Origin of the sequence: Paracoccus sp. J56 (assembly GCF_019633685.1) — a bacterium.
Lineage (GTDB): Bacteria > Pseudomonadota > Alphaproteobacteria > Rhodobacterales > Rhodobacteraceae > Paracoccus > Paracoccus kondratievae.
Map to the genome: position 1 here is coordinate 1 of NZ_JAFL01000027.1, position 21,582 is coordinate 21,582.

Here is a 21,582-nt window from a genome sequence, read left to right on the forward strand (position 1 = left end):
GCTGCTGCTGCGGATCCCGGCCTGTCGTCCTGGGTCGGCGACGAGGTGGCGCAATCGGACCGCCCCGAGCTGACCTCGGCGAAACGTGTGGTCTCGGGCGGTCGCGGCCTTGGCTCGAAAGAGAGCTTCGGGATCATCGAGGCGCTTGCCGACAAGCTGGGCGCCGCGGTCGGCGCCTCGCGCGCGGCGGTGGACTCGGGCTACGCGCCGAACGACTGGCAGGTTGGCCAGACCGGCAAGGTTGTCGCGCCCGAGCTTTACGTTGCGGTCGGCATCTCGGGTGCGATCCAGCACCTCGCGGGGATGAAGGACAGCAAGGTCATCGTCGCCATCAACAAGGACGAAGAGGCCCCCATCTTCCAGATCGCAGACTACGGCCTCGTCGGGGACCTCTTCTCAGTCGTTCCAGAACTCACGCAGAAGTTGTAAGTCTCTCTCGTCGCCCGGGGGGATCCCTCTCTCCGGCTAAAAGGACCTGAAAACCGCCCGGCAGCAAACCGGGCGGTTTTTGCATTGAACCTGCGCCCCGCTTAAGCCTATCGTCCCGCCTGACCGACGAAAGGATGAGATTCATGGCGATTCAATCGGTGGGCGTGATCGGCGCAGGCCAGATGGGCAATGGTATCGCCCATGTCTTTGCATTGGCCGGATATGACGTGTTGATGACCGACATCTCGCGCGAGGCGCTGGACAAGGCGCTGGCGCTGATCGATCGCAACCTTGAACGTCAGGTCAGCCGCGGCAAGATCTCGGCCGAGGACAAGGCGGCCGCGCTGAAACGCATCACCACGACGATGACGCTGGCCGATCTGGGCCAGACTGATCTGGTCATCGAGGCCGCCACCGAACGCGAAACTGTCAAGCAGGCCATCTTTGAGGATCTGCTGCCGCATCTGAAGCCCGAGACGATCCTGACCTCGAACACTTCGTCGATCTCGATCACCCGGCTGGCCAGCCGGACCGACCGGCCCGAGCGTTTCATGGGTTTCCACTTCATGAACCCGGTTCCGGTCATGCAGCTGGTCGAGCTGATCCGCGGCATCGCTACCAACGAAGAGACCTACAAGGCTTTGGTCGAGGTGGTCGAAAAGATCGGCAAGACTTCTGCCAGTGCCGAGGACTTTCCGGCCTTTATCGTGAACCGCATCCTGATGCCGATGATCAACGAGGCGGTTTATACGCTTTATGAGGGCGTTGGTTCGGTCAACTCGATTGATCAGGCGATGAAACTGGGCGCGAACCACCCCATGGGCCCGCTGGAGCTGGCGGATTTCATCGGCCTGGACACCTGCCTCGCCATTATGAATGTGCTGCACGAGGGGCTGGCGGATACGAAGTACCGCCCCTGCCCGCTGCTGGTGAAATATGTCGAGGCGGGCTGGCTGGGCCGCAAGACCGGGCGCGGCTTCTATGACTATTCCGGCGAAACGCCGGTCCCCACGCGCTAAGGCGCTGGCGCAGGCAAACTCGTACAACAACAGGAAGGGGCGACGCAGAGATACCGCGCCGCCCCACAAGAAAGCGCCAAGAGGGAAAGCCTGGCGATGCTAAGGCAACGCCGGGACCTCGGCTGGGGTTCATCACAAATCCTCGATCCCTGCAATATTGCGGCGGCTTGCGTTGCGCACGCAAACGCGCAAGCCTGCATCCGGCCGAATTGGAGGACTTTTTCATGACGAACCATCCGACGGATCTGCGGCTTTTGCTCCGGGACCCCACGCTTTTTGAAACGCGGGCCTATGTTGCTGGCGAGTGGATCGCGGCCGCTGACGGCAAGACCTTCCCGGTGGTGAACCCGGCGCGCGGCGATGTGATCGCCGAGGTGGCCGACCTGTCGCGCGCCGAGGTCGCCCGCGCCATCGAGGCCTCGGCTCAGGCGATGAAGGGCTGGGCCGCCCGCACCGCCAAAGAACGCGCACAGGTGATGCGCAAATGGTTCGACCTGATGATCGAGAACCAGGACGATCTGGGAAAGATCCTGACCGCCGAACAGGGAAAACCGCTGCCCGAGGCCAGGGGCGAGATCGCCTATGGCGCCAGCTTTATCGAGTGGTTCGGCGAAGAGGCCAAGCGCATCTATGGCGAGACCATTCCCGGCCATATGCCCGACAAGCGCCTGACCGTGATCCGCCAACCGATCGGAGTGGTCGGCTCGATCACGCCGTGGAACTTTCCCAACGCGATGATCACCCGCAAATGCGGCCCGGCCATCGCCGCCGGCTGCGGATTTGTTGGCCGCCCCGCCGCCGAGACACCGCTTTCGGCGCTGGCGCTGGCCGTGCTTGCCGAACGCGCGGGCGTGCCCAAGGGGTTGTTCAGCATCGTGACCTCGTCGCGATCGTCCGACATCGGCAAAGAATTCTGCGAGAACCCGCTGATCCGGAAACTGACCTTTACCGGCTCGACCGAGGTGGGGCGCATCCTGCTGCGTCAGGCCGCCGGTCAGGTGCTGAAATGCTCGATGGAGCTTGGCGGCAACGCCCCCTTCATCGTCTTTGACGATGCGGATCTGGATGCCGCGGTCGAAGGCGCCATGGCCTCGAAGTTCCGCAACAACGGCCAGACCTGCGTCTGTGCCAACCGCATCTATGTACAGGCTGGCGTCTATGACGAATTTGCCCGGCGTCTGGCGGCGGCGGCGGACAAGCTGCGCGTCGGCGACGGGCTTGAAGACGGCGTCACCACCGGCCCGCTGATCAATCAGGCTGCGGTCGAAAAGGTGCAGGAGCACATTCAGGACGCCCTTGAAGGCGGCGGACAGGTGCTCACCGGCGGCAAACCGCGCGAGGGGCTGTTCTTTGAGCCGACCGTCATAACCGGGATCACCGACAAGATGAAGGTCGCGCAGGAAGAGACCTTTGGCCCGCTTGCCCCCCTGTTCCGCTTTGACACCGAGACAGAGGTGATCGAGCGCGCCAATGCGACGATCTTTGGCCTTGCGGCCTATTTCTACGCCCGGGACATCGGCCGTATTACCCGGGTTCAGGAGGCGCTGGAATACGGTATCGTCGGCGTGAACACCGGGATCATCTCGACCGAAGTCGCGCCCTTTGGCGGGGTCAAGCAATCGGGCCTTGGCCGCGAAGGCTCGCGCCACGGCATCGAGGACTATCTTGAAATGAAATACATCTGCCTCTCTGTCTGAATCCGTCAGAGCCAGAGAAGCGGAAAACCCCGGAGCATCGCTCCGGGGTTGCCGGGATCAGCGATCCTCGTCTTCGTCGTCGCCATCCGCATCGGGCAGGTTGAAAAAGCTGTCCGCATCCAGATCTTCTGCGGGCTTTTCGTCCTCATCGTCCCGGGTAAGGGTGAAATTCTCAAGCCCCGCGATGGACGAGGGCAAGCGCGGCTCATCCGACATCGCAAGCGAAGTCTCGGTCGACAGCAGTTTGCGACGTTCATCATCGGTCATCATGCCGCCCTCAGCAGCCTTGCGCTTGGCTGCCTTTTGCACGGCAGCATCAAGCTCGGACTGGCGGCAAAGCCCCAAAGCAACAGGGTCGATGGGCTGGATGTTCTGGATGTTCCAATGCGTCCGGTCGCGGATCGACGCGATGGTCGGCTTGGTGGTGCCAACCAGCTTGGCGATCTGCGAATCGGCCAGTTCGGGATGGAACTTGACCAGCCACAGGATCGCCGCCGGACGGTCCTGACGCTTGGACAGCGGCGTATAGCGGGGGCCGCGGCGCTTTTCCTCGCCCTCGGCGGCGGGGTTATGCTTGAGCTTCAGCTTGTAGGCAGGGTTCTTTTCACCCTTTTCAATCTCAGTGGCGTCCAGCTGGTTCGAGGCAATCGGGTCGAATCCCTTGACGCCAGCCGCCACGTCGCCATCGGCGATGCCCTGAACCTCAAGCTCATGCATACCGCAGAAATCGGCGATCTGCTTGAAGCTCAGCGTCGTATTGTCGACCAGCCAGACGGCAGTGGCCTTGGCCATCAGCGGCTTGTTCATGACCTTCTCCTTAACAATATCTCTTCCGGCCGGAGAAAACGGCTTTCGGCGGGTGCCATTCCATTTTCGGGGGATTGACAGGTTATATAGGGCCAGAAAGGGCCAAAATAAAGTCTGAATTTCGTAGCGTGACACCAGGCGCAACGCTAGGTTCGCGACCATGAAGCTTATCTCCGTGATCGCCACCCTGCTGCTCACCCCCGCTGCCCAGGCCCAGGACATCCCGGGACGTTTCGATTATTATGTCCTGTCGCTCAGTTGGTCGCCAAGCTGGTGCCGTGCCGAGGGCGAAGAAAGCGATGCCGAACAATGTGACACCGGTCGACGCCTCGGCTTCGTAGTCCACGGCCTGTGGCCGCAATATGAACGTGGGTGGCCATCTGATTGCCGGACCGACACCCGCGATCCCTCGCGCCGCGAAACTCGCGCCATGGCAGATATCATGGGGTCGGGCGGGCTGGCTTGGTACCAGTGGAAAAAGCACGGTCGCTGCTCAAGCCTATCAGCGCAGGATTATTTTTCCCTTACGCGCAAGGCGGCCGACAGTATCATCGTACCCGAAGCCCTGCGCCACCTCGGCAGGGACATCGCCCTGCCCGCCCGCGTGGTAGAAGATGCTTTCATCGAGGCGAACCCCACCCTCACCCGTGACGGTATCACAGTCACCTGCCGCAACAATGCCCTCCAAGAAGTCCGCATCTGCCTGACCCGTGAGCTGCAACCCCGCGCTTGTGCTCCCGACGCGCAGCGCGATTGTCGTGGGGACTTCCTGCTGCCAGCGCCCCGCTGATGGGACTGTTGTGATGCCTCCGGCGGGGATATTTAAGCACGCAAGAAAAGCACACACCCCGCCTGCCGGAGCTGAGGCCAGGGTGTGGCTTCTTCCGTGACGGTCATCGGCGTCCCCACCTGTACCGTGATTCCAGATTGCCCTAAAATCCTTGCGATTCGGTTAACGGCTTCTTTCGTGTTCAAATATCCCCGCCGGAGGCGCCGGGCCGGGCAACAAGGATTGAAGCGTTCATTCCTTAGATGAGACCTGCAACAGGATCTTTCCGATATGGCTGCTGCCTTCCATGCGGCGATGCGCCTCGGCGGCCTCTCGCAGAGGATAGGTGCTGTCGATCAGCGGGCGTACCGCCCCCGCCTCGATCAGCGGCCAGAGCCTCGCTTGCAGTTCATCCGCGATACGCGCCTTGGCAAGGTCAGATTGTGGGCGCAGGGTCGAACCGGTTACCGTCAGCCGTCGGGCCATGATCTGGGCAAAGTTGATCCCGGCCTTGGGCCCGGCAAGAAAAGCGATCATTACCAGCCGGCCATCATCCGCAAGGCATCTGATATTGCGGGCAATGTAGTCACCGCCGACCATATCAAGGATCAGGTCAGCTCCCCCAGCCTCGCGCAGCAAGGTGACGAAATCCTCTTCGCGATAGTTGATCGCGGTTGCGCCCAGTTTTGCACAAGCTGCGCATTTCTCGGCCGAACCTGCGGTCGTCCAGACCCGCGCTCCCAATGCCCGTGCGATCTGGATCGCCATGGTGCCGATGCCGGAAGAGCCGCCATGGACCAAAAACCGCTCACCCGGTTGCAGCCCACCGCGCATGACCACATTGGACCAGACGGTAAAGGCGGTCTCGGGCAGAGCTGCGGCCTCTTGCAAAGACAGCCCCTTGGGAATGGGGAGTGCGTGTTCAGCGGGACAGCTGGCATATTCCGCATAGCCACCCCCCGGCAACAGGGCGCAAACCCGGTCGCCCGGCTTCCAGCGCGTCACGCCTGGGCCCACCGCCGCGACCTCTCCGGCGCATTCCAGCCCCGGCAGGTCTGATGCCCCCGGCGGTGGCGCGTAAGAGCCGGCGCGTTGCAATACATCGGGGCGGTTCACCCCGGCCCATATGATCCGGATCAGGATCTGACCATGACCTGCCACCGGGACCGGACGGTTTGCCGGGCGCAGCACCTCTGCCCCACCCGGTGAGGATATTTCAATTGCCTGCATCATATCGGGAATCACCCATCGCCTCCCTTGGCCCCGGCATGCCGGGTCGTGAACAGCTTTCCGGGCAGATTGCGGCTTTCCGGCCGCCGGATCCAGCCCGTCGCAAGCCGCGTGAGCGTCGGGACACCTGGCAAGGCCGAGGCGCGCCCCTTAAAGGTTTCGAACCGCATCACCCCCTCGATACGCCGATCAAGAAAATGGCGCGTCTCTTCAATCTCGGGCGATTCGTCGCCGAGCCAGTAAAGCGCCGTCGCACCATAAACCGCCGAGAGGGTCGCGCGCTTGGAATACCAGTTGACGTCCCCGGAGCGGTCGCCAAGCCCTTCCCAGATCGCATCCGCTGTCTCCCATATCAGCCGGGCCCCAAGGGGGGCGTTCTGGGGCAGCGCCAGAACCGACGCCGCCGAGCGCGCCAATTCACGGTTGCTGAGTGACAGCCGGTGCAGCACTGCGGCGCAGATACGGTCGCGGAACCGGCCTTCTGGCGGGTGTTCGGCCAACCAGGCACGCAGTCCGGCATCCCCCCTGCGATGATAGGCCGCGGCCAGATCGGCCCCGCCACGCGGCAGATAAACCCGTGCCAGTGCCGGCGCCATGCCGATGTCGCGCGCGCCCTCGGCGATCGCCCGCTCACCCATGCCTTCGAAAACGACATGAGGCAGGGCCGCCTCGATCAGCCTTTCCCGTTCATCCGTCATGGCAGTCTCCTTTCCTCACGAGGGCTCTGGCCCGGAAAATCTGGACAAAGCCGATTCGCCTTGCTAGAAGGTCGCGTCCTGCAAATCAGATCAACTCTAACTTAGGAAGGTGGTGACAACCACATGCAGGTAAGTGTTCGCGACAACAACGTCGAACAGGCGCTTCGTGCTCTGAAGAAGAAGCTTCAGCGCGAGGGGGTGTTCCGTGAAATGAAGCTCAAGCAGCATTTCGAGAAGCCCTCGGTCAAGAAGGCCCGCGAAAAAGCCGAGGCCATCCGCCGCGCCCGCAAGCTGGCGCGCAAGAAAGCGCAGCGTGAAGGCGCGCTGTAAGGCGAGCGATCACATTGTTTATGAAAACCCCCGCCTTGCCGGGGGTTTTCTATTTTCAGGGCATCAGACCGGCAGCGCCGTCGTAAAGGCCACCGTGCGCAGCGAAAATGACGAATGCATCTGCTGCACCCCGGGCAGTTTCGCCAGCCGTTGACGGTGGATACGGGCAAAGTCGTCGGTATCCTGGGCAACGACTTTCAACAGATAGTCAGCCGAGCCCGCCATCAGATGACATTCAAGCACATCGGGAATGGTGCGCACCGCACGCTCGAATGCTTCAAGCAGCTCATCCGCCTGACCTGAAAGCGTGATCTCGACAAAAACCGTAGTCGGCCGCTCAAGCTTGCGGGCGTCGAGCAGGGCGACATAACCACGGATCACCCCCGCCTCTTCCAGACGCTGGACGCGGCGGTGACAGGCGCTGGGGGACAAGCCGACCTCAACCGCCAGTTCGGCGTTGGTCATGCGCCCATCGCGCTGCAAGACGGACAGAATACGACGATCCGTTGCGTCAAGCTCGATCATCCAGGCGATCCTTATGTCGCAAGCGCGTTACAGCGCCGGTTTCTGCGACGATACCGCCCCCGGGCCCCGGCGATAAGCAAAACCTTGAGCTCGGGAAAAAACAGCCTGCAGCGCGGGTCAAACGCGGCGCGCGCGCAGTTCGTCCCGGATCTCGGTCAGAAGCTCTTCTTGCGTCGGACCGGCAGGTGCGGGCTCCTCCTCTTTCTTGCGGTTGGTGGTGCTTTGCACTTTGTTCACTGCCTTGACGATCAGGAACACCGCCCAGGCGACGATCAGGAAGTTGATGACCGCCGACAGGAAAGCGCCCCAGGCAAAGATCGAGGCACCGGAATCGCGCGCGACCTGCAGGCTGGCACCCGGGGGAACTTCGCCTTTGAGCACCAGATAGTGGCTGCTGAAATCCGTGCCACCGGTCAGCAGACCGATCAGCGGGTTGATAAGATCCGTCACCAGCGAACTCACGATTGCCGTGAACGCCGCCCCGATGATGATGCCGACAGCAAGGTCAATGACATTGCCCCGGGCGATGAATTCCTTGAACTCCTTGATCATGGGCTTACCTTTCAGACCCTGTTGCGCGTGTTCCGGCAAAGGCTGCCACATCACGCTCGCTCCTTGCAATATGAGACAGGAAACGACATGGGAACACTATCCGACTTTCCGATCACACGGCGCTGGCCGCCGCGGCGCGACGATGTGCTTCAGCTTTACACGCTGAACACGCCAAACGGCATCAAGGTTTCGGTGATGCTGGAGGAATGCGGCCTTGAATATGACGCGCATCGCATCTCGATCGGTGACCCTGAAGACCAGTTTACGCCAGAGTTTTTGTCGCTGAACCCCAATAACAAGATCCCGGCGATCGTAGATCCGGACGGCCCCGAGGGCCAACCGATGGGTCTGTTCGAAACCGGCGCGATCCTGATCTATCTGGGCGACAAGACCGGCAAGTTTCTGCCGAAATCCGGCGCGGCGCGCTATCACACCATCCAGTGGCTGATGTGGCAGATGGGCGGCGTCGGGCCGATGTTCGGCCAGGTCGGCTTTTTCCACCGCTACAAGGGGCGTGAGATCGAGGACCCGCGCCCCCGCACCCGCTATTACAACGAGGCGCGGCGGCTTTTGGGCGTGCTGGATCGCCAGCTTGAAGGGCGCGACTGGATCACTGGCGAATATTCCATTGCCGATATGTCGGTCGGCCCGTGGCTGCGTACCGTGCGCGTGAACTATGAGGCCGAAAAGGAAACCGGGATGGATACGTTCCGCAACGTACAGGCCTATCTGGACCGCTTCCTTGCCCGCCCCGCCGTTCAGCGCGGGATCGAGGTCGGTGCAGCCTGACCAGCCACAGCCCCGCCGCGACCGCAGTTGCGGCGGGCAGCATCATCAGCGCCCGGCGTCAGACCTCGTGCCGCTCAAGAAACCCGCTAAGCACCGCCGCCAGACGATCAGCCCACAGCTGCTGGCCAGCTGCGTCGGCGATCAGGTCGTTTCTGACCTCGATCAACACATTCGGGCGGCCGTAAGCAAGCGCGTGGCGGTCGATGGAATCACCCTCCAGATGGCCGGAATAGGGCTCATTCTCGCCGGTGATCCAGCCCTGATCGCGGCATTCTCGCACCAGTGCCGGCCCCAGCCTTTGATCGCGGTGCGAAAACAGCACCCCCACCGCCCATGGCCGACGCGGTCGCCCGCGCAGCTGGCAGGTAAAACTGTGGATCGCGCAGATCGCACGGCGCGGATGTGCGGCCGCCAGCCGCGCGTAAGCGTCGTGATAGGGGCGGTAAAGCAGCGCCAACCTCCGCTCTCGCTCGGCGGCGTCTATACGGCGGTTCGCTGGAATAACCGTGCCGTCATAGATGCGCATGATCAGCGTCGGGTCATCCTCGCCCCGGTTCGGGTCGATCACCAGACGCGAGAAATCGGACAGGATCGCCGGGGCCTCCAGCCGCTCGGCCAGCGCCCGCGCCAGGGCGGCCGCGCCGATGTCATAGGCGATGTGGCGCTGCATATCCTCGGCCGAGATGCCCAGATCGCCGCCACCGATCCAGCCCGGCACCCGGTTGGTCGCATGGTCGCAGGTGATCAGCCAGCGCGAAGGCCGATCCTCTCCTATGATTGAATAGGGCTGTCCCGTCATTCGTCCGTCGCCTTTCCGCTGCAAGCTTTAGGCAATAGCAAGACCAAGCGCCAGTTGCCGCAGGCCAGCCAATAGGCCATAAATGCAGAGACGATAGCGCAAACATGCACGGAGAGACGGATGAGACGGCATCGCAAGGTCAAGATCGTGGCAACTTTGGGTCCCGCCTCTAGCGATTTCGCCACTATTCGCTCCCTTTTCGAGGCCGGCGCTGACGTCTTTCGCCTGAACATGAGTCATGGCACCCACGAAGAGCAGCGCGCCCGCTATGAGATCATCCGCCGGGTCGAGGCCGAATCAGGCCGCCCGATCGCCGTGCTGGCCGACCTTCAGGGTCCGAAACTGCGCGTGGGCACCTTTGCCAACGGGCCCCACGACCTGACCGAGGGGCAAAGCTTCCGCTTTGACCTTGACCCTGCCCAGGGCGACGCAAATCGCGTGCAGCTGCCCCACCCCGAAATCTTTGCCGCGCTGGAACCGGGGGCCGAACTGCTGGTCAACGACGGCAAGATCCGCCTGCAGGTGACCGATTGCGGTCCGGACTTTGCCGATTGCATGGTGACGGCGGGTGGCGCGATCTCGAACCGCAAGGGTGTGAACGTTCCCGATGTGGTGCTGCCGCTGGCGGCCCTGTCTGAAAAGGACCGCGAGGATCTGGAATTCGCCTGCGAATTGGGCGTGGACTGGCTGGCGCTGTCCTTTGTCCAGCGTCCCGAGGACGTGATCGAGGCGCGCGAACTGGCCCGCGGCCGCGCCGCCATCCTGTCGAAAATCGAAAAGCCCGCCGCTGTCCGGGCGTTCAGCGAAATCCTCAAGGTCTCGGACGGGATCATGGTGGCGCGCGGCGATCTGGGGGTCGAACTGCCGGTCCATTCTGTTCCGCCGATCCAGAAACGTCTGGTACGCGCCTGCCGCGCCGCCGCCAAGCCGGTGATCGTCGCCACCCAGATGCTGGAATCGATGATCGAAAGCTCGATGCCGACCCGGGCCGAGGTCTCGGACGTCGCGACCGCTATTTATGAAGGTGCCGATGCCGTGATGCTGTCGGCAGAAAGCGCCGCCGGTGCCTATCCGGTCGAGGCGGTCGCCACCATGGATAACGTCGCCCGCTCGGTCGAAAGCGATCCGACCTATCGCGATATCATCGAAAGCTCGCGCAGCGCCAAGCGTCAGACGGTTGCCGATGCCATCGTCGCCGCCGCGCGCGAGATTGCCGAGAATACCGATATCTCCTGCATCTGCGCCTTTACCCAATCCGGCACCACCGCCAGCCTGACCGCGCGGGAACGGCCCCGGGTGCCGATCGTCGCCATGTCGTCCGAACAGGGTACGCTGCGCCGGCTGTGCCTGACCTGGGGGACGCATTGCGTCAAGACCCCCTCGCTTGAGCGGTTCAAGCAGGCCGTGGTCAACGCAGCCAAGGCAGCGCGGGATTTCGGCTTTGCCGATGAGACGAACCAGATCGTCGTCATGGCCGGGGTGCCCTTCAATGTGCCCGGCACCACCAACATTCTGCGCATCGCCCCCTGCGACGAGCGCTTGATCTATCGCACCGATCCGGAATAAGCAGCACGATCAAACAGATCCGAAACGGAAAGGTGATCCGATGATCGACATCCTGCTGCTGGCCGGCGTGGCGCTGTGCGCCCTCTCGGTCCTTTTGGCCATCATTTCGGTGGCTCGCACGCAGGCTCCGCGGGGCGCTGCCGTCCTGCTGGTGCTGGGTATCGTGCTGCTGCTTGTCGGCGGCTGGCGCGATGACCGTCCCTTTGGTTTGGAAACGCTGAAGGAAAGCTGGCAGCGACTGATGAAGGGCGAAGTGAGCCTCAGCACTGATCCGGTCACCGCTCCTGCGCCGGCAGAACCTGCAGCGACCGAAGCCGTGCAAGAGCCTGCCGAACAACCCGCCGCGACCGAGGCGACGCAACCCGCTGCCGAAGAGCCTGCGGCTGAACAACCCGCCGCGACCGAACCGCCTGCCGCGCCTGCGGCTGAGGAACCCGCTGCCGAGCAGCCCGCCACAGAGGGAACTGCGACGGAAACCCCGGCCGGGGCTGCGCCCGAGGGTGAGGCCCAGACCGATGGGCAAAGCCAATAAGCCTTGCCAATTCGCGCACGCCCGCTTATAGGGCGTGCTTCCACCCGCGCGGCCGGCCAGAGGCATTGCCGAGTCGTGCGTTCACTCTGACCGCAAGGAGAGTAAAATGCCGAAGATGAAGACCAAATCGGCCGCAAAAAAGCGGTTCTCGATGACGGCCACGGGCAAGGTCAAGGCCGGCCCGGCTGGCAAGCGCCATGGCATGATCAAACGCTCGACGAAATTCATCCGCGACGTGACCGGGACCATGATCCTGTCCGATGCGGACGCGAAGATCGTCAAGAAATACATGCCTTATAACCGCTAAGGAGAACCGGACATGGCACGAGTCAAATCGGGCAAAGTCACCCACGCCCGCCACAAGAAGGTTCTGGACGCGGCGAAAGGCTATTACGGCAACCGCTCGCGTAACTTCCGTACCGCGACCCAGGCCGTCGACAAGGCCAATCAGTACGCGACCCGCGACCGCAAGACCCGCAAGCGTAATTTCCGCGCCCTGTGGATCCAGCGTATCAACGCTGCGGTCCGCGCTGTCGACGCCGAGATGACCTATTCGCGCTTCATCGCCGCTCTGGCGAAAGCGGGCATCGAGGTGGACCGCAAGGTTCTGGCCGATCTGGCCATCCACGAACCCGAGGCGTTTGCCGCCGTGGTCGCCCAGGCGAAAGCTGCTGCCTGATCCTTGGCGACAGGCCGAAACGGATAAAACCCGCGCTATCTGGCGCGGGTTTTTTCTTGCGTTCTCCGGATAGGCCAGCGGGCAAGACGGAACCCCGACCACGTCTTGCGGGTTTTGCCTATGATGCCTTTTGACCGTCAGCCCCTTTACCCTGCCCGCGTCGCCCTGCATCGCAAGCCGATGGGCGTGATTGTCAGTGCGATGACCGCACGACGCAATGTGCTGGAGCTGATCCCCGAAATCGCTACCCGGCAACCCATGGTTTCCGGCAAGACTGGCAAGCGCTGGCATATGGTCATGGACCCCGATGCCCTGCGCCGTGTGCTCAAGGACCGGGTCGAGGACTATCCGAAATCCATCGTCACCCGGCTGATTCTCGAACCCGCGATCGGCAATTCGATGTTCGTCGCCGAGGGGGCGCATTGGCGCTGGCAGCGCCTTGCCGCAGCCCCGGCCTTTGCCCAGCGTCATGTCGAGGCGCTGGGGCCGGTGATGACCGCCGCTGCAGAGGCCTCGGCCCGCCGGCTGGCCAACGCGCTGGGGCCGGTCGATGTCTTTGCCGAAACCGTGGCCGCAACCTTTGAGGTCATCTCGGAGGTGACGTTTTCGGGTGACGAGGGCTTTGACCGCAGGGCGGTACACCATGCCATCGACGCCTATATCGCCGGAACCGCGCGGCTTTCGGTCATGGATATCCTTGGCCTGCCGGGCTGGATTCCGCGCCCCGGCAGGCTGTTTTCCGGCAGCGACCTGCGGCGGATGAAGCGCGTCGCGGATGAGGCGATCACCGCACGCGCCCGCTCGGGGCCGCGTCAGGTACCGGACCTTCTGGACCTGCTGCGCGCGGGCGAAGACCCCGAGACCCACCGCCGCATGACGCCCGCCGAGCTGCGCGACAACCTGCTGACCTTTATCGTCGCCGGGCATGAAACCACGGCGCTGACGCTTGCATGGGCGCTTTACCTGCTGGCCTTTGACCCGCAGGTGCAGGCGCGCGCGGCGGATGAGGCTCAGGCTACGCTTGACGGTCGCGCCGCCGCCGCCGCGGATCTGCCCCGCCTGCCCTATATCCGGCAGGTCATCGAAGAGGCGCTGCGCCTTTATCCCCCCGCCGCCTTCCTGTCGCGTACCGCCCGTGCACATGACATGCTGGGCGGACGCGAGGTACTGCCGGGCGACACGATCATGTTGCCGATCTATGCGCTGCACCGCCACCACCTGCTGTGGGAAGACCCCGACCGTTTCGACCCCGAACGCTTTGCCCCCGGCACGACCCGCGACCGCTTTGCTTTCCTGCCCTTTGGCGCCGGACCCCGGATCTGCATCGGCGCAAGCTTTGCCCTGCAAGAGGCGGTGATCATCCTTGCCACGCTGGTATCGCGCTTTCGCTTTGACCTGTCCGCACGCCAGCCGCAGCCGCGCATGATCCTGACGCTGCGCCCGCATGGCGGAGTGTGGCTAGCGGTCTCGGATCGCTCTTGAAAGCGCGGACAGGCCGGGCCAAAGTCGCGCCATGATTACCATTTATCACAAGCCGACCTGCTCGACCTCGCGCAAGGTCTTGCAGATGATCCGCGATGCGGGGCATGAGCCCGAGATCATTGATTACGCCCGCGAAGGCTGGACCCGGGCCCAGCTTATGGGGCTTTTCGCCGCTGCCGACGTGACCCCGCGGCAGGCATTGCGGGTCAAGGGCACCGATGCCGCCGAACGTGGGCTGACCACGGCCAGCGATGATCAGATCCTTGCCGCCATGGTTGAAAACCCGCTGCTGGTCGAACGGCCGATCGTCTGCGGTCCCGGCGGCGTACGCCTGTGCCGCCCGGCCGAGCTGGTGGCCGAGACTTACAGCCGCTAAGGCTTTTCCCTGCGCCGCCCGCGTGCTAATCGGCGCGGGCAAACCGCAAGGAAAGCCCGCCATGTCCGACCTGAACGCCCTTCGCCAGTCCTATCTCGACCGTATCTCGACCGCCGCCGACGCCGAGGCGCTTGAGCAGGTGCGGCTGGCCGCCCTTGGCAAAAAGGGCGAGATCAGCGGCATGATGAAGGAACTGGGCCGGATGACGCCGGAAGAGCGTCAGACCCGCGGTGCCGAGCTGAACCGCCTCAAGGACGAAATCGACGCCGCCTTGCGCGCCCGCAAACAAGGGCTTGAGGATGCGGCGCTGGACGCCCGGTTGAAAGAGGAATGGCTGGATGTCACCCTGCCCGGCCGCCCGCGCACGCAAGGCACGATCCACCCCATCAGCCAGGTCACCGAGGAGGTCACCGCGATCTTTGCCGATATGGGCTTTCGCGTCGCCGAAGGTCCGCAGATCGAAAGCGACTGGTTCAACTTTGACGCGCTGAACATCCCGCCCGAGCATCCCGCACGACAGGAACACGACACGTTCTTCATGGCCCGCGCCGGGGGCGACAGCCGCCCGCCGCATGTGCTGCGCACCCATACCTCGCCCGTACAGATCCGCGCCATGCAGGCCAGCGGCGCGCCGATCCGCGTGATCTGCCCGGGCCGCGTCTATCGCATGGACATGGACCAGACCCATACGCCGATGTTCCATCAGGTCGAGGGGCTGGCACTTGGCAAGGGCATCTCGATGGCGAACCTGAAATGGACGCTCGAAGAGTTCTGCCGCGCCTTTTTTGAGGTGGACGAGGTCGAGCTGCGTTTCCGCGCCAGCCACTTCCCCTTCACCGAACCCTCGGCCGAGGTCGATATCCGCTGTTCATGGGAAGGCGGCAAGCTGACCATCGGCCAGGGCGAATCCTGGCTTGAAATCCTTGGCTCGGGCATGGTCCACCCCAAGGTTCTGGCGGCGGGCGGCATCGACCCCGAGGAATGGCAGGGCTTTGCCTTTGGCATGGGTATCGACCGTATCGCCATGCTGAAATACGGCATCCCCGACCTGCGCGCATTCTTTGAAAGCGATCTGCGCTGGCTGCGGCATTACGGCTTTGCCGCAGGCGATGCTCCCAGCATCTCGGGCGGGCTCAGCAGGTAACCTGCCCGCTGCACAGTATCTGAAAACGCCCGTCAGCAGGCCCGCTGGCGGGCGTTCGCAGTTCACCCGCCGCGCACGGTCCTGTCAGATGACAGCCCGTGCGCGCGTGGCTATCCTGCGCCCCAAACCACGCCAGCAGCTAAAGGGCCAGCATGTCGCAACCGACCACGCTAACCACCTATGCCACGGCCTTCATGGCCTCGATCAGCCTTTTCGGCCTTGTCGATGCCGCACAGGTGAACAGCGGGGCGGCCGTCGCCCCGGCCATCACCCGGGCCTATCTGCTGCCGGTGCTGGGCATCGCCTCGGCAACCTTTCTTGCCGCGACCATCATCACCCTGTCGCGCAGCTATCTTGCCCGTCCGCAGATATGGAACGACGAAAAGACCGAGCGCCGCGTGCTTGAGGTCGGCCTTGCCGCCACCTGCTATTTCGGCCTGCTCGCGCTTATCAGCTTTCTGCTGGCGGTGCTGGCACCGGACTGGGCGACAGGCATTGCGGTGGGACTTGCGCGCCACTGGCCGTGGCTGCTTGCCCTGCCCTGTCTTGCCCTTGGGGCCTTTGCCGCGCGGAACAAGCCCGCGTGGCTGGTCGCGGGGGCGATCTTTGTCACCATCGGGCTGTTTACCGGCTAGGCCCTAGCCCAGCAAAGAGCCAAGGCGGCGGCGCAGATCGTCCTTGTCATCCTGAATCATGCCGGGGATCAGGAACAGGTCGATCAGCGCCCACAGGCAGACAAAGCCAGCGATGGGCCAGCCGATCAGCACCGGCACCAGCAGCCAGCCAAAACCCCAGAGCATCAGCATGAAGATCCCGCTAAGCCAGCGTCCCAGATACATGCGATGCGCGCCAAATCCCCACAGCAGGATCGCCAGCAGATAGGCGACCAGCGGCGATTTGGCGTCATTCGCGACCCTTTGCTCGATCAGCAGTTCCCTTTGTGTGTCCATCCGATGCGATGCCTATGTTAATCTGATTAACATATAGGGCGCGCCAGAACGGCAACAAGGGGCGCACCACCCTACCAATTCGCCGCGCCATGCGCTAAGGGACGCGCAAACGTGACGGAGCCGTCCCCATGAAGTTCACCCTCTCCTGGCTCAAAGAGCATCTCGACACCCAGGCCTCGCTGACAGAAATCGCCGAGGCGCTGACCGACCTCGGGCTTGAGGTCGAGGGCGTCACCGACCCCGCCTCAAAACTGGGCACCTTTACCATCGCCAAGGTGCTGCATGCAGAGCAGCACCCCGATGCCGACCGGTTGCGGGTTTGCCGCGTGCTGACCGATGAGGGCGAAAAGCAGATCGTCTGCGGCGCCCCGAACGCCCGCGCCGGTATCACAGTGGTCCTGGCCAAGCCCGGCGACTATGTCCCCGGTCTGGACGTGACGCTGGGTGTGGGCAAAATTCGTGGCATCGAAAGCCATGGCATGATGGCCTCGGAACGCGAGCTTGAGCTTTCCGATGAACATGACGGCATCATCGAGCTGCCCTCGGGCGAGGTTGGCGACAAGTTCGTCGACTGGCTGGCCGCGAACCGCCCCGAGGCGATCGATCCGGTGATCGAGATCAAGATCACCCCGAACCGGCCCGACGCGCTTGGCGTCCACGGCATCGCCCGCGACCTTGCCGCGCGCGGTCTGGGCGTGCTGAAACCGGTGCAAGAGGCGACGGTCCCCGGCACCTTCGCATCGCCCATCGATGTCACCATCGCGGCAGAGGTGGCGCAGAAAGCGCCCTTCTTCTCGGGCCGGCTGATCCGGGGTGTGAAAAACGGACCCTCGCCCGAATGGCTGCAGAAACGGCTGGTCTCGATCGGGCTGCGGCCGATCAATGCGCTGGTCGATGTCACGAACTTCTTCACCTTCGATCTGAACCGGCCGCTGCACGTCTTTGACGCCGACAAGATCCGGGGCAATCTGACCGTCCGCCCCTCGACCGAGGGAGAGGAGCTGCTGGCGCTTGACGGCAAGACCTATGCCTTTCCCCCCGGCACCATGATCATCGCCGACGAGGCAGGCCCCGAAAGCATTGCCGGCATCATGGGCGGCGAACATAGCGGCTGCTCGGAAGAAACGGTGAACGTTTTTCTGGAAAGCGCCTATTGGGACCCGATCGCCATTGCGACCGCTGGCCGGGCGCTAAAGATCAACTCGGACGCGCGCTACCGCTTTGAACGGGGCGTCGACCCGGCCTTTACCCAGCCGGGGCTGGAGCTGGCGACGCGGATGATCCTTGATCTGTGCGGCGGCGAACCCTCTGAGGTCGTGACCGCCGGGGCGGTGCCCGACACCACCCGCAGCTATCGCCTTGATCCTGCCCGGGTCAGCAGCCTCGTGGGCATGGACATCCCCGAGGCAGAGCAGCGCGCCACGCTGACCGCGCTTGGCTTCCGGCTGGACGGCGATCAGGCATTCGTCCCAGGCTGGCGCCCCGACGTTCAGGGCAGCGCCGATCTGGTCGAAGAGGTCGCGCGTATCGCCTCGCTGACCAAGCTGCAAGGCCAGCCCTTGCCCCGCACACAGGCGGGTGTGCCCCAGCCGGTGCTGACGCCGCTGCAACGCCGTGAACAGGCGGCGCGGCGCATGGCGGCAAGCCTTGGTTACAACGAATGCGTGACCTACAGCTTTATCGACCAAAAGGCGGCGGCACTTTTCGGCGGCGGCACCGAGGCTGTGCGGATCGAAAACCCGATCAGCAGCGAGATGACGCATATGCGCCCCGATCTGCTGCCGGGTCTGCTGTCGGCAGCGGCGCGCAATCAGGCGCGCGGCTTTGCCGATCTGGCGCTGTTTGAATGCGGACCGGTATTCAACGGCGGCGAACCGGGCGAGCAGGACCTGTATCTTTCGGGTCTGCTGGTCGGCTCGAACGCACCGCGTGACCCCTATGGTTCGCGCCGCAAGGTGGATATCTATGACGCCAAGGCCGATGCCGAGGCGATCCTTCAGATCATCGGTGCCCCGGCCAGGGCCCAGATCAACCGTAAGCTGGACGAATGGTGGCATCCGGGTCGTGCGGGAAATATCGCGCTTGGGCCGAATACGCTGGCGACCTTTGGCGAGATCCACCCCCGCGTGCTACGCCATTTCGGCATCAAGGGCGCGGCTGTCGGCTTTACGGTCCGTATCGCGGCCGTCCCGCTGCCCAAGGTCAAGACGCCCTCTCGTCCGGCGCTGGTCCTGTCCGACCTGCCGGCGGTCGAGCGCGACTTTGCCTTTGTGGTTGACGCTCAGATCGAGGCGCTGACGCTGGTGAACGCCGCTGCGGGTGCCGACAAGGCGCTGATCGAACGGGTGACGGTCTTTGACCAGTTCACCGGGCTTGAAGGCGGCAAAAAGTCGATCGCCATCACCGCGCGCCTGCAACCGCGCGAAAAGACCCTGACCGATGCCGAGATCGAGGCCGTCAGCGCCAAGATCGTCGAAAAGGTCAGCAAGGCGACCGGCGGCGTCCTGCGCAGCTAAACCACGGGACGACCGGGGCCGCGCCTTCGGCCATATCCGCCCGGCAGGCGGTTGGCGTCGGGCCTTGCAGTCAAATAACGTCATGCGGCCTTGCAAATGGCAGGCCGCATGACAAGCGGATTGGCGATCACGCCGCGCGCTCGTAGCGGGCTTTCTGAGCAGGCCGGCAGATATAGATGTAATGCATCGCATCGACGCGCCCCGGGATCAGGGCGATGTCGTCCCGTTCCCATTCCCAGCCAAAGGTATCCAGCGCCTCTTCAAAGCCGGGGCTGACGGTGGCCGACCAAAAGGCGACAACGCCTTTCGTCATGGTGGCCGCGTGAACCGCCTGCATACCGTTTTCGCCGTATATCTCGGTATTTTCGGGGCGGATCACGATGTCGGGGCCGTTGTCGGTATCAAGCAGGACAAGGTCATATTGATCCGAGACCCGCTCCAGATGGTCGCGGATATCGCTGACCACCACCTTTACGCGCGGATCATCCAGCGGATGACCGGCCAGATGCGCAAGGGGCCCCCTGTTCCACTCGACAATCTCGGGAATAAGCTCGCAAACGGTGATCTCGGCATCCCGCCGCGCCACGTCCAGCACAGCGCGCAGCGTATAGCCAAGGCCCAGACCCGCGATAAGGATCTTTCTGGCACCAAAGTTCATCCGGCGCAAAAGACGCAGGGCCAGCTGATCCTCTGAATGATGGTTGATATTCGACATCAGCTCGATGCCGTTATAGCGGATCTCGAAAATCTCGCCACGCTGTCGCAGATGGATATCGTCGCCGGTCGCGGTGTTCACCCGCGAGATCGTCTGCCAGAGGTTCATGAATTTCATCCCGAATAGATCATCCACCCCGCTCAAGGCAGGGTAATCAAAGCGTCACATGTCATTCAGGGTTGCCGGCCTTAGTGGCGCAGCAACCCCAGGACATTGTTCGCCCTGGTCCCGATAAGGATGGGATGAAGAGCCGTTATGTTGAACAGAAGCTGCGACAACTTGATATCCGGGGTTACGGCTCACGAGCGGGCCATTATGCACCACAGGAATATTTTGACAACCTTGGGGGGCGGGACCGTGCCCCCGGGGGCAAGCAATGCGGTCCGCGCTGGTAATCTGTAATGGGCAAGGCCTGATCATCAATGCACATGCCGTGGGCGACGTGATCCATCCCGGCGAACCGGTGCGGAAACATGTCGGGCCTGACGATGGCAAGGCCAAAGCCCCCGTCGGGCACGCGGACAGGCTGCAAATCAAACCCCTGCAAGACGGGACACGGCTGATCGCCCGTGTCCCGATGGGCCCTCACGATGGCGAAACAGTGGCAGAGGCAGACAGTGTACCGGAGAGCGTCTGACGGATCGGCAATGGCCCGCTGGCCCGCGGGTTCTCGGATCATACCCCGGCCGAGCGGACAGGCGTTCTTCACCGGGTCCGACCCGGCGCAAAGGGGACGATCAGGTCCGCCGCCCGATCTGCCCCCATGCCGCTTAAAACGCTCAGGCGTCCAGCCAGCGCTCGACCAGCCGCGCCCATAGCGCCGCACCTGTCGTCAGGCTTGCATCGTTGAAGTCATAGTTCGGGCTGTGCAGGATGGCCGAATCCTCGCCGTTGCCAAGACGCAAGAACGCGCCCGGCTTGTGCTCAAGGAAATGCGCAAAATCCTCACTGCCCGGGATCAGCGGGCACAGGCGGACATTTTCGGCCCCGATCAGTTCCCGCGCGACCTCTGTGGCGAATTCGTTCTCGGCCTCGCTGTTGCATACGACCGGGTGCCCTTCGTCATAGTCAATCGTCGCAACCGCGTCGAAGCCCTGGGCCACGGCCTCGACGATCGCGGTGATCCGCCGTTTCAGGGTCGCCCTGACCTCGGGTTCAAAGCTGCGGATTGAGATGGCGAATTCGGCGGTTTCAGGGATCACATTGACCGCCTCACCCGCATGGATGGTGCCGACGGTGACGACCGCCGCCTTGGTGGGATCGACGCTGCGCGACACCACGGTTTGCAGGGCGACAACGATCTGACAGGCGACGACGATCGGATCGACCGTCAGGTGCGGTCGCGAGGCATGGCCGCCCTTGCCCTTGATCCGGATCACCGCTGCGTCGCTTGCTGCCATCAGCGGGCCGCTGCGGGTCAGTATCGTCCCCGCTGGCGCGCCCGGGTGATTGTGCAGACCAAAGATCGCATCGAACGGAAATCTTTCAAACAACCCGTCGGCGATCATGCGCTTTGCGCCGCAATCGTCGCCAGCCTCTTCCGCAGGCTGAAAGATCAGCGTGACGGTGCCGTTGAACCGGCGGGTGCGCGCCAGATACTCGGCCGCCCCCAGCAATACGGTGGTGTGACCGTCATGCCCGCAGGCATGCATGACGCCGGGCACGCGCGATGCATGGCCTGCCCCTGTCGCCTCGGTGATTGGCAGCGCGTCCATATCTGCCCGCACCGCGATCGAGCGCGTACCCGAACCCGCCGTCATCCGCGCCACAACCCCATGGCCGCCGACGCCCCGTGTCACCTCGTAACCCCAGCTTTCCAGCTTGCCGGCGACAAAGCGGGCGGTTTCAGCCTCTTGATGCGAAAGCTCGGGGTTCTGATGCAGATGATGGCGAATTGCCGTCAGTTCGTCTTTCTTGTCCTCGAAATCCGAGAGCCGCGCATAGGCGTTGTCTTTGAGCATTTGGGTTCCAGTCAGAT

General features: G+C 63.4%; 24 protein-coding genes. 15 read left to right on the forward strand and 9 right to left on the reverse strand.

Features of this window, described 5'->3' with window-relative positions; all coding sequences use genetic code 11:
• The 3 genes from M511_RS15795 to M511_RS15805 all read left to right on the forward strand — a co-directional run.
• The coding region (locus M511_RS15795; protein WP_217809618.1) for an electron transfer flavoprotein subunit alpha/FixB family protein at nucleotides 1–429 on the forward strand (429 nt) is incomplete at its 5' end.
• A gap of 143 nt (nucleotides 430–572) precedes the next feature.
• Entirely contained in the window at nucleotides 573–1,448 is an 876-nt protein-coding gene (locus M511_RS15800; protein ID WP_010398714.1) for a 3-hydroxybutyryl-CoA dehydrogenase, read from the forward strand.
• Nucleotides 1,449–1,672: 224 nt separating this feature from the next.
• A complete protein-coding gene (locus M511_RS15805) occupies nucleotides 1,673–3,145 on the forward strand; it encodes an NAD-dependent succinate-semialdehyde dehydrogenase (RefSeq protein WP_010398717.1) in 1,473 nt (490 codons plus the stop codon).
• A gap of 57 nt (nucleotides 3,146–3,202) precedes the next feature.
• Here the strand turns inward: M511_RS15805 and M511_RS15810 are convergent, their stop codons facing one another.
• Nucleotides 3,203–3,952 carry a DUF1013 domain-containing protein gene (locus M511_RS15810; protein WP_010398719.1) on the reverse strand — a complete coding sequence of 250 codons (750 nt, stop codon included), beginning with the start codon at nucleotides 3,950–3,952 and terminating at the stop codon, nucleotides 3,203–3,205.
• Between the two features lie 160 nt (nucleotides 3,953–4,112).
• Here M511_RS15810 and M511_RS15815 point away from each other — a divergent pair, with 160 nt between their 5' ends.
• Nucleotides 4,113–4,742, forward strand: a complete 630-nt coding sequence (locus tag M511_RS15815) for a ribonuclease T2 family protein (RefSeq protein ID WP_085502708.1) — start codon at nucleotides 4,113–4,115, stop codon at nucleotides 4,740–4,742.
• 231 nt (nucleotides 4,743–4,973) lie between these two features.
• Here the strand turns inward: M511_RS15815 and M511_RS15820 are convergent, their stop codons facing one another.
• A complete protein-coding gene (locus M511_RS15820; protein WP_085502724.1) occupies nucleotides 4,974–5,951 on the reverse strand; it encodes an NAD(P)H-quinone oxidoreductase in 978 nt (325 codons plus the stop codon).
• Between the two features lie 11 nt (nucleotides 5,952–5,962).
• Nucleotides 5,963–6,649, reverse strand: coding sequence for a COQ9 family protein (locus M511_RS15825; protein ID WP_085502709.1), 687 nt, complete (start codon nucleotides 6,647–6,649; stop codon nucleotides 5,963–5,965).
• Between the two features lie 123 nt (nucleotides 6,650–6,772).
• On the opposite strand from M511_RS15825, the gene rpsU reads away from it, so the two are divergent.
• Nucleotides 6,773–6,979 (forward strand): 30S ribosomal protein S21, encoded by a 207-nt coding sequence (gene rpsU, locus M511_RS15830; RefSeq protein WP_010398727.1) that lies wholly within the window; start codon nucleotides 6,773–6,775, stop codon nucleotides 6,977–6,979.
• 63 nt (nucleotides 6,980–7,042) lie between these two features.
• Here rpsU and M511_RS15835 read toward each other — a convergent pair whose 3' ends face one another.
• Nucleotides 7,043–7,501 (reverse strand): Lrp/AsnC family transcriptional regulator, encoded by a 459-nt coding sequence (locus M511_RS15835; protein WP_029372484.1) that lies wholly within the window; start codon nucleotides 7,499–7,501, stop codon nucleotides 7,043–7,045.
• A gap of 120 nt (nucleotides 7,502–7,621) precedes the next feature.
• Nucleotides 7,622–8,056 (reverse strand): large conductance mechanosensitive channel protein MscL, encoded by a 435-nt coding sequence (mscL, locus tag M511_RS15840; protein ID WP_085502725.1) that lies wholly within the window; start codon nucleotides 8,054–8,056, stop codon nucleotides 7,622–7,624.
• 87 nt (nucleotides 8,057–8,143) lie between these two features.
• Between mscL and M511_RS15845 the strand changes: the two genes are divergently transcribed.
• Nucleotides 8,144–8,845 (forward strand): glutathione S-transferase N-terminal domain-containing protein, encoded by a 702-nt coding sequence (locus tag M511_RS15845; RefSeq protein WP_010398734.1) that lies wholly within the window; start codon nucleotides 8,144–8,146, stop codon nucleotides 8,843–8,845.
• Between the two features lie 58 nt (nucleotides 8,846–8,903).
• Here the strand turns inward: M511_RS15845 and M511_RS15850 are convergent, their stop codons facing one another.
• The gene (locus M511_RS15850) at nucleotides 8,904–9,644 is read right to left on the reverse strand and encodes an N-formylglutamate amidohydrolase (RefSeq protein ID WP_085502710.1); all 741 of its coding nucleotides are present in this window, start codon (nucleotides 9,642–9,644) and stop codon (nucleotides 8,904–8,906) included.
• Between the two features lie 120 nt (nucleotides 9,645–9,764).
• On the opposite strand from M511_RS15850, the gene pyk reads away from it, so the two are divergent.
• The 8 genes from pyk (at nucleotide 9,765) to M511_RS15890 (ending at nucleotide 16,058) form a co-directional block, all read left to right on the forward strand.
• A complete protein-coding gene (gene pyk, locus M511_RS15855; RefSeq protein WP_085502711.1) occupies nucleotides 9,765–11,210 on the forward strand; it encodes a pyruvate kinase in 1,446 nt (481 codons plus the stop codon).
• Nucleotides 11,211–11,250: 40 nt separating this feature from the next.
• Entirely contained in the window at nucleotides 11,251–11,742 is a 492-nt protein-coding gene (locus M511_RS15860; RefSeq protein WP_085502712.1) for a hypothetical protein, read from the forward strand.
• Nucleotides 11,743–11,848: 106 nt separating this feature from the next.
• The gene (rpmI, locus tag M511_RS15865) at nucleotides 11,849–12,049 is read left to right on the forward strand and encodes a 50S ribosomal protein L35 (RefSeq protein WP_010398741.1); all 201 of its coding nucleotides are present in this window, start codon (nucleotides 11,849–11,851) and stop codon (nucleotides 12,047–12,049) included.
• Nucleotides 12,050–12,061: 12 nt separating this feature from the next.
• A complete protein-coding gene (rplT, locus tag M511_RS15870) occupies nucleotides 12,062–12,421 on the forward strand; it encodes a 50S ribosomal protein L20 (RefSeq protein WP_010398742.1) in 360 nt (119 codons plus the stop codon).
• Between the two features lie 120 nt (nucleotides 12,422–12,541).
• On the forward strand, nucleotides 12,542–13,903 hold the full coding sequence (locus M511_RS15875) for a cytochrome P450 (protein WP_085502713.1): 1,362 nt from the start codon (nucleotides 12,542–12,544) through the stop codon (nucleotides 13,901–13,903).
• A 31-nt stretch (nucleotides 13,904–13,934) separates the two neighbouring features.
• Nucleotides 13,935–14,279 (forward strand): arsenate reductase family protein, encoded by a 345-nt coding sequence (locus tag M511_RS15880; RefSeq protein ID WP_010398744.1) that lies wholly within the window; start codon nucleotides 13,935–13,937, stop codon nucleotides 14,277–14,279.
• Nucleotides 14,280–14,340: 61 nt separating this feature from the next.
• A complete protein-coding gene (gene pheS, locus M511_RS15885; protein WP_010398746.1) occupies nucleotides 14,341–15,423 on the forward strand; it encodes a phenylalanine--tRNA ligase subunit alpha in 1,083 nt (360 codons plus the stop codon).
• Between the two features lie 152 nt (nucleotides 15,424–15,575).
• The gene (locus tag M511_RS15890) at nucleotides 15,576–16,058 is read left to right on the forward strand and encodes a hypothetical protein (protein WP_010398748.1); all 483 of its coding nucleotides are present in this window, start codon (nucleotides 15,576–15,578) and stop codon (nucleotides 16,056–16,058) included.
• A 3-nt stretch (nucleotides 16,059–16,061) separates the two neighbouring features.
• Here the strand turns inward: M511_RS15890 and M511_RS15895 are convergent, their stop codons facing one another.
• Complete coding sequence (locus M511_RS15895; protein WP_085502714.1) at nucleotides 16,062–16,373, reverse strand: TM2 domain-containing protein; 312 nt, start codon at nucleotides 16,371–16,373, stop codon at nucleotides 16,062–16,064.
• 128 nt (nucleotides 16,374–16,501) lie between these two features.
• Between M511_RS15895 and pheT the strand changes: the two genes are divergently transcribed.
• Nucleotides 16,502–18,889, forward strand: a complete 2,388-nt coding sequence (pheT, locus tag M511_RS15900; protein WP_085502715.1) for a phenylalanine--tRNA ligase subunit beta — start codon at nucleotides 16,502–16,504, stop codon at nucleotides 18,887–18,889.
• Between the two features lie 127 nt (nucleotides 18,890–19,016).
• Here pheT and M511_RS15905 read toward each other — a convergent pair whose 3' ends face one another.
• Nucleotides 19,017–19,712 (reverse strand): spermidine synthase, encoded by a 696-nt coding sequence (locus tag M511_RS15905; RefSeq protein ID WP_240547678.1) that lies wholly within the window; start codon nucleotides 19,710–19,712, stop codon nucleotides 19,017–19,019.
• A gap of 671 nt (nucleotides 19,713–20,383) precedes the next feature.
• Nucleotides 20,384–21,565: a M20 aminoacylase family protein gene (locus M511_RS15910; RefSeq protein WP_010398759.1), complete on the reverse strand. Its 1,182-nt coding sequence runs from the start codon at nucleotides 21,563–21,565 to the stop codon at nucleotides 20,384–20,386.
• Between the last annotated feature and the right edge of the window lie 17 nt (nucleotides 21,566–21,582).

What these genes read in the sequence shown, in the direction of transcription:
- M511_RS15800 (WP_010398714.1), top strand. Translation starts at nt 573, where the DNA reads ATGGCGATTCAATCGGTGGGCGTGATCGGCGCAGGCCAGATGGGCAAT.
- M511_RS15805 (WP_010398717.1), top strand. Translation starts at nt 1,673, where the DNA reads ATGACGAACCATCCGACGGATCTGCGGCTTTTGCTCCGGGACCCCACG.
- M511_RS15810 (WP_010398719.1), bottom strand. Translation starts at nt 3,952, where the DNA reads ATGAACAAGCCGCTGATGGCCAAGGCCACTGCCGTCTGGCTGGTCGAC.
- M511_RS15815 (WP_085502708.1), top strand. Translation starts at nt 4,113, where the DNA reads ATGAAGCTTATCTCCGTGATCGCCACCCTGCTGCTCACCCCCGCTGCC.
- M511_RS15820 (WP_085502724.1), bottom strand. Translation starts at nt 5,951, where the DNA reads ATGCAGGCAATTGAAATATCCTCACCGGGTGGGGCAGAGGTGCTGCGC.
- M511_RS15825 (WP_085502709.1), bottom strand. Translation starts at nt 6,649, where the DNA reads ATGACGGATGAACGGGAAAGGCTGATCGAGGCGGCCCTGCCTCATGTC.
- rpsU (WP_010398727.1), top strand. Translation starts at nt 6,773, where the DNA reads ATGCAGGTAAGTGTTCGCGACAACAACGTCGAACAGGCGCTTCGTGCT.
- mscL (WP_085502725.1), bottom strand. Translation starts at nt 8,056, where the DNA reads ATGATCAAGGAGTTCAAGGAATTCATCGCCCGGGGCAATGTCATTGAC.
- M511_RS15845 (WP_010398734.1), top strand. Translation starts at nt 8,144, where the DNA reads ATGGGAACACTATCCGACTTTCCGATCACACGGCGCTGGCCGCCGCGG.
- M511_RS15850 (WP_085502710.1), bottom strand. Translation starts at nt 9,644, where the DNA reads ATGACGGGACAGCCCTATTCAATCATAGGAGAGGATCGGCCTTCGCGC.
- pyk (WP_085502711.1), top strand. Translation starts at nt 9,765, where the DNA reads ATGAGACGGCATCGCAAGGTCAAGATCGTGGCAACTTTGGGTCCCGCC.
- M511_RS15860 (WP_085502712.1), top strand. Translation starts at nt 11,251, where the DNA reads ATGATCGACATCCTGCTGCTGGCCGGCGTGGCGCTGTGCGCCCTCTCG.
- rpmI (WP_010398741.1), top strand. Translation starts at nt 11,849, where the DNA reads ATGCCGAAGATGAAGACCAAATCGGCCGCAAAAAAGCGGTTCTCGATG.
- rplT (WP_010398742.1), top strand. Translation starts at nt 12,062, where the DNA reads ATGGCACGAGTCAAATCGGGCAAAGTCACCCACGCCCGCCACAAGAAG.
- M511_RS15875 (WP_085502713.1), top strand. Translation starts at nt 12,542, where the DNA reads ATGATGCCTTTTGACCGTCAGCCCCTTTACCCTGCCCGCGTCGCCCTG.
- M511_RS15880 (WP_010398744.1), top strand. Translation starts at nt 13,935, where the DNA reads ATGATTACCATTTATCACAAGCCGACCTGCTCGACCTCGCGCAAGGTC.
- pheS (WP_010398746.1), top strand. Translation starts at nt 14,341, where the DNA reads ATGTCCGACCTGAACGCCCTTCGCCAGTCCTATCTCGACCGTATCTCG.
- M511_RS15890 (WP_010398748.1), top strand. Translation starts at nt 15,576, where the DNA reads ATGTCGCAACCGACCACGCTAACCACCTATGCCACGGCCTTCATGGCC.
- M511_RS15895 (WP_085502714.1), bottom strand. Translation starts at nt 16,373, where the DNA reads ATGGACACACAAAGGGAACTGCTGATCGAGCAAAGGGTCGCGAATGAC.
- pheT (WP_085502715.1), top strand. Translation starts at nt 16,502, where the DNA reads ATGAAGTTCACCCTCTCCTGGCTCAAAGAGCATCTCGACACCCAGGCC.
- M511_RS15905 (WP_240547678.1), bottom strand. Translation starts at nt 19,712, where the DNA reads ATGAACCTCTGGCAGACGATCTCGCGGGTGAACACCGCGACCGGCGAC.
- M511_RS15910 (WP_010398759.1), bottom strand. Translation starts at nt 21,565, where the DNA reads ATGCTCAAAGACAACGCCTATGCGCGGCTCTCGGATTTCGAGGACAAG.